The sequence below is a fragment of the Micromonospora sp. NPDC000316 genome (genome assembly GCF_042898885.1).
Lineage (GTDB): Bacteria > Actinomycetota > Actinomycetes > Mycobacteriales > Micromonosporaceae > Micromonospora.
In genome coordinates, this window is sequence record NZ_JBIAZG010000005.1 from 382,772 (window position 1) to 399,970 (window position 17,199).

Genomic DNA, 17,199 nt, shown 5'->3' on the forward strand with positions numbered 1-17,199 from the left:
GTCGGCGGTGTGCTCAGCGCTGGCCTCCCGCTGCTCGGGGTGGCCCGCCTGCGCTGCCTACTTGGGTACGCCCTGGTAGTCGGCCTGTCCGGCGGTCTGCCCGCCGTCGGCGGTCAGGTCGCTGCCGGTGACGAACCGCGCGTCGTCGCTTGCGAGGAAGAGCACCGCACCTGCGATGTCGTCGGGTTGCCCGACACGCCCCAGCGCGACGTTGCTGGTGTCGAATGTGGCGCCCCTCGTCATCGGGGTGTTGATCTGACCGGGGTGAACCGCGTTCACTCGGATCCCGTACGCGCCCAACTCCAGGGCGGCGGTCTTCGTGAGACCGCGTACGGCCCACTTGGACACGACGTACGCGGGCATCCGGGGGAGTCCGGTAAAGGCCACCACGGAGCCCATGTTGACGATCGAGCCGCCGCCGGCTCGCTTCATCGCCGGGGTCACGGCCTGGATGCCGTTGAAGACGCCGATGAGGTTCACGTCGAGGGTGTGCTGTAGCCGCGCCACGTCCCACTGCTCCAGGGGAGCGGGATCGGCGATGCCTGCGTTGTTGACGAGGATGTCGACGCTGCCGAACCGCTCCTCGGTCCGCTGAACGAGGTCGGTCCACTGCTCTGCGATGCGGACGTCGAGCTTCTCGACAACTGCCGTCGGCCCGAGTTCGGCGGCGAGGGCCTCGGCCTCGGCGACGTTCACGTCGGCGATGACCACGTTGGCGCCCTCGGCGACGAGCCGGCGTACGGTGGCCGCCCCCATCCCCATCGCGCCGCCGGTGACCACTGCCGTCTTTCCTGCTACTCGTCCCATGATGAGTTCCTTTCGCTGGGAACCGGGCCGCTCGATGCGGCCGGCGGCTGTGGGGCCAACGGTAGCCAGCAGGGGGTGACTCGTCACCCCTTGGTGACAGGTGACACATCACCCAGGTGGAGCAGCTTTTTGCGTCGGAGCTCGACTTTCCCGCACTGAACCGGGGTGACGATGCATCACCAATCAGGAGGGCGTCAGGGGTGATGAGTCACCGCAGAGACGTCGGCTTTCATTCCTCGAAGGGGTCGTCCTTGAGGTTGTCCAGCACCGCCTCGGACATCACGGCCAAGGTGTCGATCTGCCGAGGGCTCAGCACGTCGAGGAAGACCTCCCGCACGTACCGCAGGTGCAACGGAGTCGCCCGGTCGATCACCGTGCGCCCTTCCTCGGTGAGCGCGATGTAGGTCCCCCGAGCATCACCGTCGGAGCTGCGGCGCTCCAGCAGGCCCCTGCGGATCATGCGGGATAGCTGGTGGGTGAGGCGCGTTTTCTCCCACCGCAGGACCTCCCGCAGCTCGAAGACCCGCATCGGTCCGTCCCGGTGTAGCCGCAGACCGCTCAGAACGGCGAAATCCGCGAGCGAGATCCCCGCGTCGCGGAGCAACTGGCGGTTCAGGTGCCGCCGGACGTCCTCCTGCATCGTCAGGAAGCCGAACCAGGCCCGCTGCTCACGATCGTTCAGCCGTTCAGGCTCAGTCACCCCCCAACGCTACGGCAGGACGGCAGGCCGTCCTCGCTCCGGCTCGGGCGAGCGCGGGCGCGGGCACGACACCGCCGCTAGCCTGACGCCGTGAAGATCGTCGGGTTGATGTCGGGGACGTCGTACGACGGGGTGGACGTCGTCGCGGCGGAGTTCACCGTCGAGGGGGACACCCTCTGGTTGCGGCCGCTGGGGCACCGCGAGTTGGGCTACGACGAGGCCCTGCGCGCCGAGATCGCCGCTCTGCTGCCGCCAGCTGCCACCACCATCGAGGCGGTCTGCCAGCTCGACAACCGCCTCGGTGAGGTGTTCGCCGAGGCGGCTGCCATCGGCCTGGAGTTGGCCGGCGGCACGGCCGACGCCGTGGTCTCGCCGGGACAGACCGTCTTCCACTGGGTGGAGGCGGGAGTGGCCCGGGGCACCCTGCAACTGGGCGCCGTGGCGCGGGTGGCGGCCCGCGTCGGCGTACCCGTGCTCAGTGACCTGCGCTCGGCGGACATCGCCCTGGGCGGTCAGGGCGCGCCGCTGGTGCCGGCCTTCGACGCGCTGCTGCTCGACGACGCCGCCGGGCCGCGCGCGGCGCTCAACCTGGGCGGCATCGCCAACCTCACGGTGGTCGCGCCGCGAGCCCCGGTCCTCGGGTACGACGTCGGCCCGGCCAACGCCCTGCTGGACGCGGCGGCCCGGCGCTTCCTGGACCAGCCGTGCGACATCGACGGGGAGCGGGCGGCGGCCGGCCGGGTCCACCCGGGGCTGCTCGCCGACCTGCTGGCCGAGCCCTACTACGCGGCGTCGCCGCCCAAGTCCACGGGCAAGGAGCTGTTCCACGCCGGCTACCTGGACCGCCACCTCACCGCGCTCGGCGAGCCCGTGCCGGTCGACGACCTGCTGGCCACGCTCACCGAGCTGACCGCGCGGGTGGTGGCGGCCGAGTGCGACAGGCACGGCGTGGTCGAGGTGATCGCCGCCGGGGGCGGTGTGCGCAATCTGACCCTGCTGGGCCGGCTCGCCGACCTGGGCGCCGGTCGGTGGCGGCTGCGCGGCACCGACGAGCTGGGCGTGCCCGCGCAGGCCAAGGAGGCGTACGCCTTCGCCCTGCTCGGCTGGCTGTCCTGGCACGGCCTGCCCGGATCCATCCCGTCGGTGACCGGTGCCGCCCGGGGTGCGGTGCTCGGCTCGTGGACCCCGGCCGGGCCGGCGTTCGCTGGCGCACCGGTCAGCCCACCGCGCCGGCTGCGGATCCGGACCTGACCCGGCGTGCGGCCGGTCACCGGGCGCCCGGCCGCCGGACGCCTGACCAGGGGCGCAGCCCTCACCCGGCGACCGGAGCAGGGTACGGGCGGCTCCGGCCGGGCTGCGAAGTACCGCCCGGCCGATAGACTCTCCGGTCATGAGTGTTGAAGAGGACACGGCTAACCACGGCCGGCTGCTGGGGACGGTTCGCGGTCCGCAGGACGTCAAGCGGATGTCGGGCGAGGAGCTGGGCGTGCTCGCCGCGGAGATCCGCGACTTCCTGATCGCCAAGGTCTCCCGCACCGGCGGGCACGTCGGGCCCAACCTCGGTGTGGTCGAGCTGACGCTCGCCATGCACCGCGTCTTCGACTCCCCCCGTGACCGGCTCCTGTTCGACACCGGCCACCAGGCGTACGTGCACAAGATCCTCACCGGCCGCCAGGCTGGCTTCGACAAGCTCCGCCAGCGCGGTGGCCTCTCCGGCTACCCCAGCCAGGCCGAGAGCGAGCACGACCTGATCGAGAACTCGCACGCCTCCACCGCGCTCTCCTACGCCGACGGCCTGGCCAAGGCGTACGCCCTGCGGGGCGAGGCGCGCAGCGTCGTGGCAGTGGTCGGCGACGGCGCGCTCACCGGCGGCATGTGCTGGGAGGCGCTCAACAACATCGCCACCGCCGGCAACTCGCTTGTCATCGTGGTCAACGACAACGGCCGGTCCTACTCGCCCACCATCGGCGGGCTGGCCGACCACCTCTCCTCGCTGCGGCTCAACCCGGGCTACGAGAAGGTCCTCGACACGGTCAAGGACGCCCTCGGCTCCACCCCGCTCGTCGGCAAGCCGATGTACGAGGTGCTGCACGCCGTCAAGAAGGGCATCAAGGACGCCGTCGCCCCGCAGGCCATGTTCGAGGACCTCGGCATCAAGTACGTCGGCCCGGTCGATGGGCACGACGTGGCGGCTGTCGAGTCGGCGCTACGCGCGGCGAAGAACTTCGGCGGCCCGGTGATCGTGCACGCGGTCACCCGCAAGGGCTACGGCTACCGCCCCGCCGAGGAGGACGAGGCCGACTGCCTGCACGGCCCCGGCGGCGCGTTCGACGTGGAGACCGGCGCGCTGCTGGCCGCCCCTGCGGTGAAGTGGACGCACGTCTTCGCCGACGAGCTGCTGGCCATCGCCGACGAGCGGCCCGACGTGGTGGGCATCACCGCCGCGATGGCCGAGCCGACAGGCATCGCCAAGCTGGCCCGCAAGTACCCCGAGCGGGTGTACGACGTGGGCATCGCCGAGCAGCACGCCGCCACCTCGGCGGCCGGGCTGGCGCTCGGCGGGCTGCACCCGGTGGTGGCGGTCTACGCCACATTCCTCAACCGCGCCTTCGACCAGGTCCTGCTGGACGTGGCGATGCACAAGCTGCCGGTGACCTTCGTGCTGGACCGGGCGGGCATCACCGGCCCGGACGGCCCCAGCCACTACGGCATCTGGGACATGTCGGTCTTCGGTGTGGTGCCGGGGCTGCGGATCGCCGCTCCCCGCGACGCCGTCACGCTGCGCGAGGAGCTGCGCGAGGCGCTGGCCGTCGACGACGGCCCGACAGTCGTGCGCTTCCCGACCGGCACCGTCGCCGCCGACCTACCGGCCCTGCGTCGGGTCGGCCCGGTCGACGTGCTTGCCGAGTCGGCGCGTACCGACGTGCTGCTTGTCGCCGTCGGCTCCTTCGGCCAACTCGGCATGGAGGTCGCCGCCCGGGTCGCCGAGCAGGGCTACGGGGTCACAGTCGTCGACCCCCGCTGGGTCCGCCCGGTGCCGGCCGAACTGGTCGAGCTGGCCGCCAGCCACCGGCTCGTGGTCAGCGTCGAGGACGGTGTCCGGGTCGGCGGGGTGGGCGACGCGCTCGGCCAGGCGATGCGCGACGCCGACGTCCGGGTGCCGCTCAAGGACCTGGGCGTACCGGCCGACTGGCACCCGCACGGCACCCGCGCGCAGATCCTCGCCGACCTCGGCCTGACCGCGCAGGACGTGGCCCGCAACGTCACCGGCTGGATCTCCGGCCTAGACAACACCCCGGTCCGTCTAACCCCCACGGAAACCTCAGCCCAAAACTAAAACCGCGTAACGAACGGCGGGCACCCCAGCGAGGGGGTGCCCGCCGTTCGTTACGCGGTCTCCCCCCGTTCCCCCCGTTCCCCCCGTTCCCCCCGTTCCCCCGTTCCCCCGTTCCCCCGTTCCCCCGTTCCCCCGTTCCCCCGTTCCCCCCGTTCCCCCGTTCCCCCCGTTCCCCCCGTTCCCCCGGCCCCCCGGCCCCCCGGCCCCCCGGCCCCCCGGCCCCCCGGCTCCTCCCGCGATCTTGCACTTTCGGTCGCCGTTACGCGTGGGTTGCCCTATATGACCGGGCAGAAAGTGCAAGATCGCGGGGTGGGGTGGGGTGGGGTGGGGTGGGGGTTGGGGTTAGCGGGGGTGGGGGGTTATTGAGCGGTAGTGGGTTTTGTCGGTGTTGGCGAGGCTGTAGGTCTGGGTGCGGGGCGGCTCGGGGACGACCACGAGGCCGGGGCGTTCCGCCAGCAGGGGAGTTCCGGGCGGCACGGAGAGGCTGCTGTCCCGGGTGGGCCGCCAGCTGAGCACCACCAGAGGCTGGCCGGGCACCGGCAGGTGGTACGTCTGCAACGGGGTGGCCCGGTCGGCCGGTGAGACCACCGGCGCGCTCCCGTCCGCCGGACGGTAGACGACCGAGGTCATCGCGCCGGCGTCGGTGTCCCAACTGAGCTGCTGCAACTCGGCCGGCTCGCCGCCGCCGAGAGCGACCTCACCGAGCGAGCGGACCGTGAGCTTCGCCATCGGCCAGGACGTCGGCACCGACTGCGGCGCGTCCCGGTCGCCGATCCGACGCGGGATGCTGCCGAACGGGCCCCGCTCGCCGGCCAGCACGCAGGTGTCCAGGCCGGTCAGCGCCCGCCGGCCGGCGCCGGACTCGTCGCGTACCAGCGGATAGCGCGGGTCGGTCGTGCCGGTGCCCAGGTCGAGCAGCCGGTCGGCGGCTCGCCCCTGCGGCAGGGACTCGGTGGCCCGCAGGGTCGCGGTCACCGCCACGGCCGCGCAGGCTGGCACGTCGGCCGGGGCGCTGAGGCCATCGGTCAGGGTCAGCGCCCGGCCCTGTGGCCCGAGAAGCTTCTCCACCCGGGCGGAGACCAGGTAACGCCTGCCGCCGGCCGTGTGCACAGGCAGCACGTCGGAGTAGACCAGGTAGCCGGGGTCGGTGTACTCGGTGGCGCGGGTCACCGCGTATCGGTCGCCGTCGCCGCTGAGCTGCAACAGCCAGGACGCGCTCTCGCCGGGCACGTCGGCCGCCACCAGGGCTACCGGGGTGCCGTCGACCCGGCCGGAGAACAGGATGCCGGACGAGGGCAGGTGCGCCCGGTCGTCGACGGGTGAACGCCAGTCGCGGACCGCGTCGGTGACCTTCGCCGTCGCCGCGGCGTCACCGGCCAGGTCGCCCCGCGGCGGCCACACCGTAAGCGTGCCGTCGACGCTGTCGTACCCCACCCGCAGGTCGCGCGGTGCGCGGTCGGACACGGGGCCGCAGGCGGTGGCGGTCAACAGCGCGGTCAGCAGGACGGTGAGCATCGTGCCGTGCCGGCGGCCTGGAGTCACCTGGTCCGCCCCCGATCGCCGCGCCGTCGCTTCCGGAAAGCGCCATAGTACGAGATGTCCGACGCAGCGACTCAGTTGGCCGACGTCTCACCCACCACATTGGACGCACCGGGGCTTTTAGTGCCGTTTCGTCACTCCGGTAGACTCCGCCGACTGTGACGCCTGCCGAGTCCCGCGCCCTGTCCGCGCCTCGCCCGGAGGCGGCAGTGGGCGCCGACGAGACTGTGAGCCACCACACTCGCCGTGCCTCGGCACCGCTGGCCAACGCGGCCAGTGTGGCCGGTGCTTCCACTCCGGTCGATGACCGATCTCACGCGAGCACCGTCGACGCCCCGGCCGACGCCGCCCCGGCCGACAAGGCGCCGGCCGCGCCGGCCGAAACCGTGCCGGCCGCGCCAGCCGAAGCCGTGACGGCCGCGCCGGTCGAGACCGCGCCGGTCGCGCCGGTCGAGACCGTGACGGCCGTGCCGGCCGAAGCCGCGCCGGTCGCGCCGGTCGAGACCGTGACGGCCGCGCCGGTCGACGTGCCCTCGGCTGCCGTACTGGTCGTCGACGCCGACGACGACGATGCCGTCTCGGCGCCGGCCGGCCCGCGCCGACGGTGGTGGACCGGCTGGACCCGCCGACGACAGCACCTGGCGGTGGGCGGGCTGTTCCTGCTCGCCGCGCTCTGGGTGACCAGCCGAATCTGGCTGGACCCCGCCGGCCGGGTGGCATCGCTCTACACCGGCGACCCGGCCCAGGTGCAGTTCTTCCTCGCCCACTCGGTGCGTGTCGTGCTGCACGGTGAGTATCCGTTCTTCACCGAGCAGTTCAACTACCCCGACGGCGTCAACCTGATGGCCAACACGGCAGTGCTGGCGCTGGGTATCCCGATGGTGCCGGTGACCCTGCTGTTCGGGCCGGCGGTGTCCTTTGTGGTGCTGGTGACGCTCGGCCTCGCCGGTACGGCAATGGCCTGGTACCTCGTGCTGTCCCGCCACTTCGTGCGTGCCCCGCTCGCGGCGGCGGCCGGCGGCTGGTTCTGCGGTTTCTCTCCGGCGATGCTCTCGCACGCCAGTTGGCACCCGAACATCATCAGCCAGTTCCTGCTGCCGTTCATCGTCTGGCGGGTGCTTGTGCTCACCCGGTCCCGCCGGCCGGTGCGGGACGGGTTGCTGCTCGCCCTGCTTGTCACCGCGCAGGCGTTCATCAACGAGGAGATCCTGCTCTTCACAGCGATGGCCTGCGGGGTCTTCCTGCTCGCGGTGCTCGCCCAGGAGCCGGCCCGCTGGTCTGCGGCGTGGCGACCGCTGGGCATCGGCGTCGCGGCGTGCACGGTGCTGGCCGGGGCGCTGCTGGCGTACCCCCTGTATGTGCAGTTCGCCGGGCCGATGGCGTACCACGGTCTCAGCGACGCGGTCCAGGACTACGGCAACGACATCGCTGCGTTCTTCGCCCCCGGCTCCACCACCCTCGGCGGCAACCCACGGGCCAACATCAACCTGGCACCGAACTACTCCGAGGAGAACGCCTTCTTCGGGTGGAGCCTGTCGCTGCTCGCCGTCGCCGTCGTGGTCTGGCTGCGCCGGGAGGTGATCGTCCGGGCGCTCGCGGTGACCGGCGGCCTCTTCGCCGTGCTCTCCCTCGGCGAGCGGATCTCCTGGTGGGACCGGGAACTGGTCACGGGGCCGTGGCAGTTGCTCGTGCACCTGCCCCTGTTGGACGCGGTGGTGCCGACCCGGTTCGGCCTGATCACGACTGTGGCGATCGGCCTGCTGCTCGCGCTGGCAGTCGATCGGGCCTGGGTGCTGCGCCCGGCCGACAGGCGTACGGTGCGGACGCTCACCGCCGCCGGCCTGGCGTTCGCGCTGCTGCCGATCGCCCCGATGCCGCTGCGGATGGTGTCCCGACCGCCGGTGCCGGACTTCATCACCGCCGACCGCTGGCGGACGTACGTCGGCCCGGACCAGACCCTCGTGCCGATCCCGGTGCCGAGCATGGGCAACACGCACGGCATGCGCTGGGCCGCGGCCACCAACCTCGACTTCAAGATCCCGGGCGGCTACTTCCTCGCCCCCCGCAACGGCAACACAGGTGATCCGGGGAGGTTCGGCGGCCGGCCCAGCGGAGTGGGTCAACTGCTGGAGGAGGTGGCGACCACCGGCCGGACACCGAAGCTCGACGACCGGCAGCGCCGACGCTTCCTTGACGAGCTGCGGCACTGGCGGGCGGCGATCCTGGTGCTCCCGACGCGCCAGCAGAACGTCGAGCCGCTGCGGCGTACCGTCGAGGAGTTGGTCGGCCCGGGCCGGCAGGAACTGGACGTCTGGGTGTGGGATGTCCGGACGCTTACCGACCGTTCGGTCTGATGACCACGAGAACGTCGTCGTCGGTGACGACGGCGACGGACAGCCCAGTGCCCGCGCGCCGGAGCCGGCCCTCGTGGCTGCCGGACGCGTTGGTGATCACCGGCTACGTCGGCCTCGCGCTGGTGCTGACAAGCGGTCAGTGGGGCCACCCCGGGCGGCTGTTCCGCCAGGCCGGCGACCAGGTCCTCTTCGAGTGGATGCTGGCCCGCGCGGCGCACGCCGTCGTCGAGGGGGAGAACCCGCTCTACAGCACGGCGCTCAACGCTCCGGACGGCGTCAACCTGATGGCGAACACGTCGGTGCTCGGCCTGGGTGTGCCGTTGACCCCGGTGACGCTGCTGTTCGGCTCGCAGGTGGCGTTCTGTGTGGCGGTGGTCTGCTGCCTCGCCGGCACGGCCACGGCCTGGTACGCGCTGCTGCGCCGCCGGCTGGTCACCGCCCGGTCCGCGGCGGCGGTCGGCGGGCTGATCTGCGGCTTCGCCCCCGGCATGATCGCCCAGGGCGGGGCGCACCTGCACATGGCCGCCCAGTTCCTGGTCCCGGCGATCCTCGCACTGGTCTTCCGCCCGGGCCCACGAGCCGGCCAGGAGCTGGAACCCGGCGTGTGGCGGCGCAGCGTGTGGCGGCCCGGTGTCGGCCTGGGGCTGCTGCTCGTCTGGCAGGTGTTCATCGGCGAGGAGGTCCTGGCCTTCCTGGCCCTCGCCGCCGGAGTGTTCGCGCTCGGCTACGCGCTCGCCGACCGGGCGGCGGCCCGGCGACACGCGCCGGCCCTGCTCGGCCGGCTCGCGGTGGCGGCAGTGGTGGCGGCGGTGGCGCTGGCGTACCCGCTGTGGTTCCAGTTCCACGGCCCGCAGCACTACACCGGGATGGCCTTCGCCGCGCACGGCTTTCAGCTCGACGCGGCGTCGTTCACCGCGTCGGCCCGGCAGACAGTGCTCGGCGACGACTGGCTGCCCGGACTGCTGTCACCGAACCCCACCGAGGAGAACTCGTTCTTCGGGCCCGGGCTGCTGGTGCTCGCCGTGGTCATCGTGATCTGGCTGTGGCGGCTGCCGCTGGTCCGCGCGCTGGCCGGCTGCGGAGTTGTCTTCGCCCTGCTCTCACTGGGCACCGAACTGCGGGTGGACGGCACCGCCACCGGCATTCCCGGGCCGTACCGGCTGGTCGCCGGGCTGCCGCTGCTCGACCTCGCGGTGCCGGCCCGGTTCGCGCTTGTCTGCGTGCCGGTGCTGGGCGTGCTTGTGGCGCTGTCGGTGGACCGGGTCCGGACGGTCGGCCGGGCATCGACAGTGCCGGGGCTGCCGGTACGACTCCTGTGGGGAGGTGCGGTGGCCGCCGCGCTGCTCCCGCTCGTGCCGACGCCGATCCGGGCGATCCCGGTCGCGCCGGTGCCGGCGTTCGTCGCCGACGGCCGGTGGCGGCCGCTGGTGCCCCCGGGCCGGACAGTGGTGGCGCTGCCCCCGATCACCGGCGCCGCGCTGAGCCCGGTGATGCTCTGGTCGGCCCGCACGGGGCTGGCGTTCGACGCGCCGGGCGGGTATTTCATCGGCCCGAGTGGCCCGGACGACCCGACGGCGCGTTGGGGCGCCCCGGACCGGCCCACCGCCGTGCTGCTGCGGCGTGTCGCGCAGACCGGCGTGGTGCCGGTGCTCACCGACGCCGACCGCCGCCAGGCCGTCGAGGACCTGCGGCACTGGCGGGCCGCGCTCGTCGTGCTCGGCCGGCTCACGCACGACGAATCGGTGCGCCGGACCGTCGAGGACCTGCTCGGCCCCGGCCGCCAGGTCGACGGCGGGTGGGTGTGGGACGTCCGCGACCGGGTCGGCTGACCGCCGGTTCGCCTGGGCTCAGCCCACGCGTGTCGCTCAGCCCCGCGGCGCTCAGTCCACGAGCGCGCGGACGTCCCAGATCCAGACGTCGTCGACCCGCTGCGGCGGCCCGATGAGGCCGGTGACCAGCTCGCGCAGCACCGCCTCGCGCGGGTGCGCCCCGAGCACCACCACCGACGCCCGCCAGAAGCGCAGATCCTCGACGGCCTGGCGGCGGTTCTCGTCGGTGAGCGCCGGGACCGCTCCGGCGTCCATCGTGGAGTAGATGAGGCTGCTGGTGGGCCGGTTCGGCGCGCCGAAGACGCCCTCGCCCAGCTCGTTCGGGCCGATGAAGTAGCCACCCGGGACGGGGAACTCCTGCCCGGTCAGAGCGCTCCACCGCAGTGTCGGCAGGCCGTGCACGTTGCTCGGGATCGGCACCGGCACGAGAGTCCGGCCGTCCGGCACGTACGGGCGCCAACCGCCGGCGGTGATGAAGTGCGGCGGCGGCTCCACCTGCTGTGCCGGCAGCGGTCGGGGGAAGAGCGGAAGCACGGCGAGCGCGACAGCCGCGTACCCCAGCGGGCGCAGCCACCGACGGCGCGGCGCGGCCGGCACGGACGGCTCGTCGGACGCCGCCGGCTCGCCGCCGCGCTGGGCCGGCACCCGCGGCCGGTCGGCCGCCGGGCGCCCCTGCCGGTGCGCGGCGTCCCAGGTCAGCGCCAGCAGTACGCCCAGCGCGGCGGCCACCACGAGGGCCATCCGGGTCGGCATCATCATCTCGACAAGCGGCAGATCGTCCGACACGTACGACCACGGGCCGCGCACCCCGGTCTCCACGCCGTCGAAGCGCACCCACGGCCCGATCGAGGCCACCGTGAAGACCACGACAAGCACCGCGAGGATCCGGGCGGTCAGCGACCGGCGCACCAGCAGCACGAGCGCCACAAGCGAGAGCAGCACGAGCGGCCAGCCGAACCAGGTGTTCTGTTCGGTCACGCCGATCGTCTTCTCCACCGCCGGGTCGCCGGCCCAGGTGTCCCGGGCGAAGGTGACGAACGCGACCAGGTCCTCGCCCCAGTTGTGGAAGACCCCGCCCTGTAGGCCGCGGTAGGACTGCGGGCCGTTGAACTGGAACCAGATCGGGTACGCCGCCAGCAGCAGGGCCAGCCCACCGGCGACGCCGAGCCCGGCCAGGAACGTGCGGGCGACGGCCCGCGTGGCCGCCGGCCGCTGCACGGCGTACGCCAGCACGATGACCAGGCAGGCAAGCGCGGTGAGCAGCAGCATCTCCTCGTTGATGAAGATCTGGTACGTCACCAGCGCCCCGAGCACGAGCCCGTTGCGCAGCCACCGGCCCGGCTCGGCCAGCCGCAGCACCCGCACCACGATCAGCGGCAACAGGAAGTTGGAGACGAAGTTGGGCTGACCGTTGGCGTGGTGGATGACCCCCGGCGCGAAGCCGAGGAACGCGCCACCGACGAACGCCGCCGCCCGGGAGCGCACCAGGTGCCGCGAGAGCATCCAGTACCCGGTGCCGGCGGTGGCCGCCAGCGCGCCACCCAGGTAGAGCGCGTACGTGACCTGCGGACCGAGCAGCATGGTCAGCGGCGACAGTGGCAGGGTCACCCCGAGCAGCGAGGTGTTGGCCATCATGTTCACCCCGTCCGGGGCGTTCTGCTGGGCCGTGAACAGCGGGTTCTCCAGGTGCCGCACCGAGTACGCGCCGTGCGCGAACAGCCACTCGAACCAACTGTGGTCGGTCGGCAGGTGCGAGGAGACCCGGCCGGTCACGTCACCCCAGTAGTTGAGGCACACGAACACGCCCAGCACCACATAGGCTCCGAGGGCCAACAGGTCGGTGCGGGCCGGACGGCGTCGAGGTCGCCGTGTCGGCTCGACCTCGGCCGCGTCGGCGTCGGCGTCGGTAACGGGATTCAACGAGGGGTCTACCACCGGCACAGCCACGACGCGCCATCGTACAGGCGGGCGTGCGTCGCATTTGCCGGGCCGGTGCTGCCACGGCCGGTTTGCCGGGGAGATCCCCGGTCGGTCGTACCCCGCCACGGAGGGACGGTCGTTGTCGATCATCGAGTTGGGTGAGGTCCGGGACGAGCCGGCGTCGACACCGCCGCCCCGCCGGCCGCGCGCCGCCGGCCGGCCGCTGCGCAGCACGGCCGTGCTGCTGCTGACCCTGGCCGTGCTGACCGCCGCGGCACCGGTGCCGCGGCGGACGGTCACGTCGGTGCCGACCGCGCCAGGGGCCTCGGCGTACCTCGTCGAGGACGGCATCGTCGTGGTCGACCCGTCGACGCCCGACGGCGACCGGTACCTGACCTCGTACACCCGGCCCGCGTCGACCGGCGACCGGAGCGTGCGGCGCCGGTGGCAGGTGCCGTTGGCACGAAGCGGCGACTACCTGGCGGTGTGGGCCGAGCGTGGTCTGCTGCTGGCCGCGGCGGCCAACGCCGCCGACGGGGTGTTGGAGACCACCGCCTTCGACGCCGAGACGGGTCAGCGGCGCTGGCAGCACCGGGGGCTCGTCCAGTGGACGACCGACGGAGGCCTGCTCCTCGCGAACGACTCGGGCGACGGGCCGGGCACGGTGCGCCGGGTGGCACCTGACACCGGTCGGGTGCTCTGGTCGTTGCCCATCCCACCCGGCAGCCCCGATTACCACAACCGTGCCGGTGGGGTCGACCAGGTGGTGTTCGTCCAGCCCACAGGCGAGGTGCAGGTGTACGACGCCGGCACGGGTGACCTGCTGCGCAGTGTCGACACGCTGCCCGGGGACCGGTCGGCGTTCCAGCGCGTGCAGGTCGTCGGCGACCTGGTGCTGCTCGTCCCGCCCGGCAGCACGCGGCTGGTCGCCTACGGACTGCCCGGGATGGATCCGCTGTGGACGGCCCCGGTGCCGCTTGTGGCCTGGGTGACCGTGTGCGCCGACCTGCTCTGCACGGTCCAGCAGACCGGCGAGATCCAGGCCATCGACCCCGCCACCGGTGCCGTTCGGTGGTCGGACGCCGGCCCGGACACGCTGGCCGACGTCCGGCAGGACAAGCTGCTGGTGACCGGACCCGACCAGCGGTACGCGGTACGCGACGCGAAGACCGGGCGGGAGCGGACGGATCTGGGCCAGTGGGGGCTGGTGAGCCGGCTGCGGCGGGACGACGACCTGATCGGCGTACGGCCGGCGGCCGGCGGTCGGCTCGTGGTCGCCGAACTGGACCTGGCAGCCGGTAGGGCGCGGATCCTGGACGTCCTTCCCGGGGTGGTCGGTGGGTGCCAGGCGGCGCCGCCCGTCCTGCTCTGTCGTCGCCTCGACGGCTCGACGGCGCTGTGGAGGTTGCCGCGATGAGCGGTCCGGTGATCGACCTCGGCGAGCTGCGGCACGGGCCGGACACCGACCCGCTGCCCCGCCCGCCGCTGGCCAAGGGGCGGCCCCTGCGCAGCGCAGTGGTCCTGCTGCTGGTGCTGATCAGCCTGGCCGCCGCAGGGCCACCGACCCGGCGGGAGGCGGTGACGCTGCCGGGTCGGCTCGGTGCCGACGCCCTTGTCGCCGGCGACCTCTTCGTGCTCGTCGAGCCGCTCAGCGGGCTGACGGGGCAGCGACGGCTGACCGCCCTCCACCTGCCCGGCGGCGAGCCGGCGTGGCAGGTGCCGTTGCCGGCGGAGGGCCGATACTGGGGGATCGCCCAGCAGGGCGAGCTGCTGCTGGCCACCGGGCACGAGCTCGGCCCGGACCGGCAGGGCACGCTCACGGTGGCGCTGGACCGCGCGACCGGCGCGTACCACTGGCAGCAGCCCGGCAGCCCCAGCAGGCTCGGCGACGGCAACCTGCTGCTGCACTCAGTCGACGACGACCAGGGGGGCACCCTGCGCGCGGTCGATCCGTGCTGCGGCACGGTGCGCTGGCAGGTGCCCGTCGTCCCGGGTGGCGAGTTCAGCTTCCGCGAGGGCGAGCACGGAGTGGACCGGGTGGTGCTCAGCCACGCCAACGGGCCGGTCGAGGTCCTCGACGCGGTCAGCGGAGCCGTGCTGGTCCGTGCCGACCTGGCCCCGCCCGGCGGTGGGCCCAACACGGGTGTGCAGATCGTGGAAGACATGCTGCTCACCTTCGGCGGATCTCCGACCATGATCACCGCGTACGGGCTGGACGGGCTGGAGCAGCGCTGGCGAACGCCCGCCGACGAGGCGCTGTACGCGTCGGACTGCGGCGTCGTCGTCTGCCTGCAGAACCGCTCCGGTGGGCTGCGGGTGGTCGACGCCGCGACCGGTCGACTGCTCTGGGGTAACGACCGCTGGGCGTGGGTGTGGCCGTACGCCGGCCGGCTGGTGGCCACCACGTTGAGCAGCGCCGGGCCGGGTGCGGAGCAGATCGTCGTGCTCGAACCGCAGACCGGTCGGGTGCTTGCCGAACTGGGCCGGTGGGAGTTGGCCCAGTTCCCCTTCGGCGGCCCGATGATCGGCGTACGCCCGCATCCCGACGGCGGTCTGCTCGTCGCCGAACTCGACATCGGCGGGGGCACGGTGCGCCTGCTGGACGTCCTGCGGGACGCGGCCCGGGAGTGTCAGGCGGTCGACACCGGCCGGCTGCTCTGCCGGCGGCAGGACGCCTCCTTCGGGTTGTGGCAGTTGCCCACCTGAGCACCGACTGGCCTGGACAGGCGGCGAGGGAGGATGGTTTGCCGACCGGCACTAGGTTGGCGGTGGTCAGCAGCGAGGAGGCCGGGATGCGGGTACTGGTGGTGGAGGACGAGCGCAACCTCGCCGACGCGATCGCGCGAGGGTTGCGCAAGCGGGGCATGGCTGTCGACGTGACCTACGACGGTGACGCCGGCCACGAGGCGGCGTTCGTCACCCGGTACGACGTGGTAGTGCTCGACCGCGACCTGCCCGGAGTGCACGGCGACCAGATCTGCGCCGACCTCGCCGCGTCCGGCGCGCTGACCCGGGTGCTGATGCTGACCGCGAGTGGCACGGTGGCCGACCGGGTGGAGGGGTTGCAACTCGGCGCGGACGACTACCTGCCCAAACCGTTCGCCTTCGACGAGTTGGTGGCCCGGGTGCAGGCGCTGGGCCGGCGGGCCACCCCGCCCGCACCGCCGGTGCTCGAACTGGCCGACCTGGTGCTCGACCCGGCCCGCCGGGTCGCCACCCGCGCCGGCGTGCCGGTCGACCTGACCAACAAGGAGTTCGGGGTGCTCAGCGAGTTGCTCAAGGCGCGCGGCGCGGTGGTCTCCAGCGAGGAGCTGCTGGAACGGGTGTGGGACGCCAACACCGATCCGTTCACCACGATCGTCCGGGTGACGGTGATGACGCTGCGCAAGAAGCTCGGCGATCCGCCGCTCATCGAGACGGTGGTCGGCGCGGGTTACCGCACGGCCGAGGCTGCACGATGAGCCGCCGGTTGCGGCCCACCCTGCGGTTGCGACTGACACTGCTCAACGGCGTGCTGCTCGTCGGCGCGGGCGCGATCCTGGTGCTGCTGGCCTGGCTGCTGGTCCGTGACGCGCTGCGACCCACCGACGAGTTGCTGCCCGGCACGACTGTGCTGCTCTCCGACGGCCGGTCGATGGACGCCGCGCAGTGGCAGCGTCAACTCGTCGACGCCGCCTCGGGGGAGCTGCTGGCCAAGGGTCTTGTCGCGCTGCTGGCGATCAGCGTGGTCGGGGTGGCTGGCGCGTACGGGGTGGCCGGCCGGGCGCTGCGCCCACTGCACCAGGTCACCGCGACCGCGCAGCGGCTCGGCGAGGCGACGCTGGACCAGCGGATCGGCTACTCGGGCGCCGACGACGAGGTGGCTGAGCTGGCCAAGACCTTCGACGCCATGCTCGACCGGATAGCGTCCGCGTTCGACGCCCAGAAGCGTTTCGTGGCGAACGCCTCCCACGAGCTGCGTACCCCGCTCGCGGTGATGCGGACCGAGATCGACGTGACGCTCAGCGACGACGACGCGGACGCCGCCGAGTACCGCCGGATGGCGACAGTGGTGCGCGACGCCTCCGAGCGGGCAAACGGCCTTGTGGACGCGCTGCTGGTGCTGGCCCGTAGCGAGGCCCAGGCGGGGCGGCGGCTCGGCCGTCGCACCGAATGCGATCTCGCCACCGGCACCGCCAACGCGTTGTCGGCGATGCGCCGCGAGGTGGATCGGATCGGCCTGCGCGTGCAGACGTCGTTGGAGTCCGCGCCGGTCATCGGGGACCCGGGGCTGCTCGACCGGCTGGCCGGCAACCTGATCGAGAACGCGGTCCGCTACAACCACCTGCACGGCAGGCTCTGGGTGCGTACCGGCACCGATGGCGTGCGCTCCTGGCTGGTGGTGGGCAACACCGGGTTCGAGGTGGACCAGGCCGACGTGCCGGGCCTGTTCGAGCCGTTCCGGCGCGGCGGCCGGGAACGCACCGGTGCGCGCGGCTCCGGCCTGGGGCTGTCCATCGTCCGGGCGGTCTGCCAGGCGCACGGCGGCAGCGTGCGGGTGGTCGCCCAACCCGGCGGTGGCCTGGAGGTGACGGTCACCCTGCCGACGGCGGACGCCCCGGCGGTGACCGGCCCGGTGCCCACGGCCGGCTGAGCGGGGTTGCGTGCGTCGCGCGGCCGGTGGCAAGATGCCCCGGTCAGCTCGTAAGCGGAGGGGGTGCGTCGATGTCCATC

The 17,199-nt window shown here is 73.0% G+C and carries 12 protein-coding genes; 8 read left to right on the forward strand and 4 right to left on the reverse strand.

Features of this window, described 5'->3' with window-relative positions; translation table 11 throughout:
* Nucleotides 1-57: 57 nt before the first annotated feature.
* Together ACFY2Q_RS14660 and ACFY2Q_RS14665 are read right to left on the reverse strand one after the other, a co-directional pair.
* A complete protein-coding gene (locus tag ACFY2Q_RS14660; RefSeq protein WP_387130274.1) occupies nt 58-807 on the reverse strand; it encodes an SDR family NAD(P)-dependent oxidoreductase in 750 nt (249 codons plus the stop codon).
* A gap of 229 nt (nt 808-1,036) precedes the next feature.
* Nucleotides 1,037-1,507, reverse strand: a complete 471-nt coding sequence (locus tag ACFY2Q_RS14665) for a MarR family winged helix-turn-helix transcriptional regulator (protein WP_387130275.1) — start codon at nt 1,505-1,507, stop codon at nt 1,037-1,039.
* A gap of 90 nt (nt 1,508-1,597) precedes the next feature.
* Here ACFY2Q_RS14665 and ACFY2Q_RS14670 point away from each other — a divergent pair, with 90 nt between their 5' ends.
* Nucleotides 1,598-2,758, forward strand: a complete 1,161-nt coding sequence (locus tag ACFY2Q_RS14670; RefSeq protein WP_387130276.1) for an anhydro-N-acetylmuramic acid kinase — start codon at nt 1,598-1,600, stop codon at nt 2,756-2,758.
* 139 nt (nt 2,759-2,897) lie between these two features.
* On the forward strand, nt 2,898-4,844 hold the full coding sequence (dxs, locus tag ACFY2Q_RS14675; protein ID WP_387130277.1) for a 1-deoxy-D-xylulose-5-phosphate synthase: 1,947 nt from the start codon (nt 2,898-2,900) through the stop codon (nt 4,842-4,844).
* 342 nt (nt 4,845-5,186) lie between these two features.
* Here dxs and ACFY2Q_RS14680 read toward each other — a convergent pair whose 3' ends face one another.
* Nucleotides 5,187-6,386 carry a hypothetical protein gene (locus ACFY2Q_RS14680; protein ID WP_387130279.1) on the reverse strand — a complete coding sequence of 400 codons (1,200 nt, stop codon included), beginning with the start codon at nt 6,384-6,386 and terminating at the stop codon, nt 5,187-5,189.
* Nucleotides 6,387-6,841: 455 nt separating this feature from the next.
* Here ACFY2Q_RS14680 and ACFY2Q_RS14685 point away from each other — a divergent pair, with 455 nt between their 5' ends.
* Both ACFY2Q_RS14685 and ACFY2Q_RS14690 read left to right on the forward strand, forming a co-directional pair.
* A complete protein-coding gene (locus ACFY2Q_RS14685) occupies nt 6,842-8,737 on the forward strand; it encodes a hypothetical protein (protein ID WP_387130385.1) in 1,896 nt (631 codons plus the stop codon).
* Nucleotides 8,737-10,566, forward strand: coding sequence for a hypothetical protein (locus ACFY2Q_RS14690; RefSeq protein WP_387130280.1), 1,830 nt, complete (start codon nt 8,737-8,739; stop codon nt 10,564-10,566). Before ACFY2Q_RS14685 ends, ACFY2Q_RS14690 begins: the two co-directional genes overlap by 1 nt.
* 51 nt (nt 10,567-10,617) lie before the next feature.
* On the opposite strand, the gene ACFY2Q_RS14695 is transcribed toward ACFY2Q_RS14690, so the two are convergent.
* Nucleotides 10,618-12,486, reverse strand: a complete 1,869-nt coding sequence (locus tag ACFY2Q_RS14695; protein ID WP_387130387.1) for a hypothetical protein — start codon at nt 12,484-12,486, stop codon at nt 10,618-10,620.
* Between the two features lie 139 nt (nt 12,487-12,625).
* Here ACFY2Q_RS14695 and ACFY2Q_RS14700 point away from each other — a divergent pair, with 139 nt between their 5' ends.
* From ACFY2Q_RS14700 to ACFY2Q_RS14715, 4 genes are all read left to right on the forward strand, one after another.
* Complete coding sequence (locus ACFY2Q_RS14700) at nt 12,626-13,903, forward strand: PQQ-binding-like beta-propeller repeat protein (RefSeq protein WP_387130282.1); 1,278 nt, start codon at nt 12,626-12,628, stop codon at nt 13,901-13,903.
* Complete coding sequence (locus ACFY2Q_RS14705) at nt 13,900-15,192, forward strand: PQQ-binding-like beta-propeller repeat protein (protein ID WP_387130284.1); 1,293 nt, start codon at nt 13,900-13,902, stop codon at nt 15,190-15,192. Before ACFY2Q_RS14700 ends, ACFY2Q_RS14705 begins: the two co-directional genes overlap by 4 nt.
* Before the next feature lie 86 nt (nt 15,193-15,278).
* Nucleotides 15,279-15,947 (forward strand): response regulator transcription factor, encoded by a 669-nt coding sequence (locus ACFY2Q_RS14710; RefSeq protein ID WP_387130286.1) that lies wholly within the window; start codon nt 15,279-15,281, stop codon nt 15,945-15,947.
* Nucleotides 15,944-17,119, forward strand: coding sequence for a sensor histidine kinase (locus ACFY2Q_RS14715; RefSeq protein WP_387130287.1), 1,176 nt, complete (start codon nt 15,944-15,946; stop codon nt 17,117-17,119). The genes ACFY2Q_RS14710 and ACFY2Q_RS14715 overlap by 4 nt, the downstream gene beginning before the upstream one ends.
* The last annotated feature ends 80 nt before the right edge of the window (nt 17,120-17,199 follow it).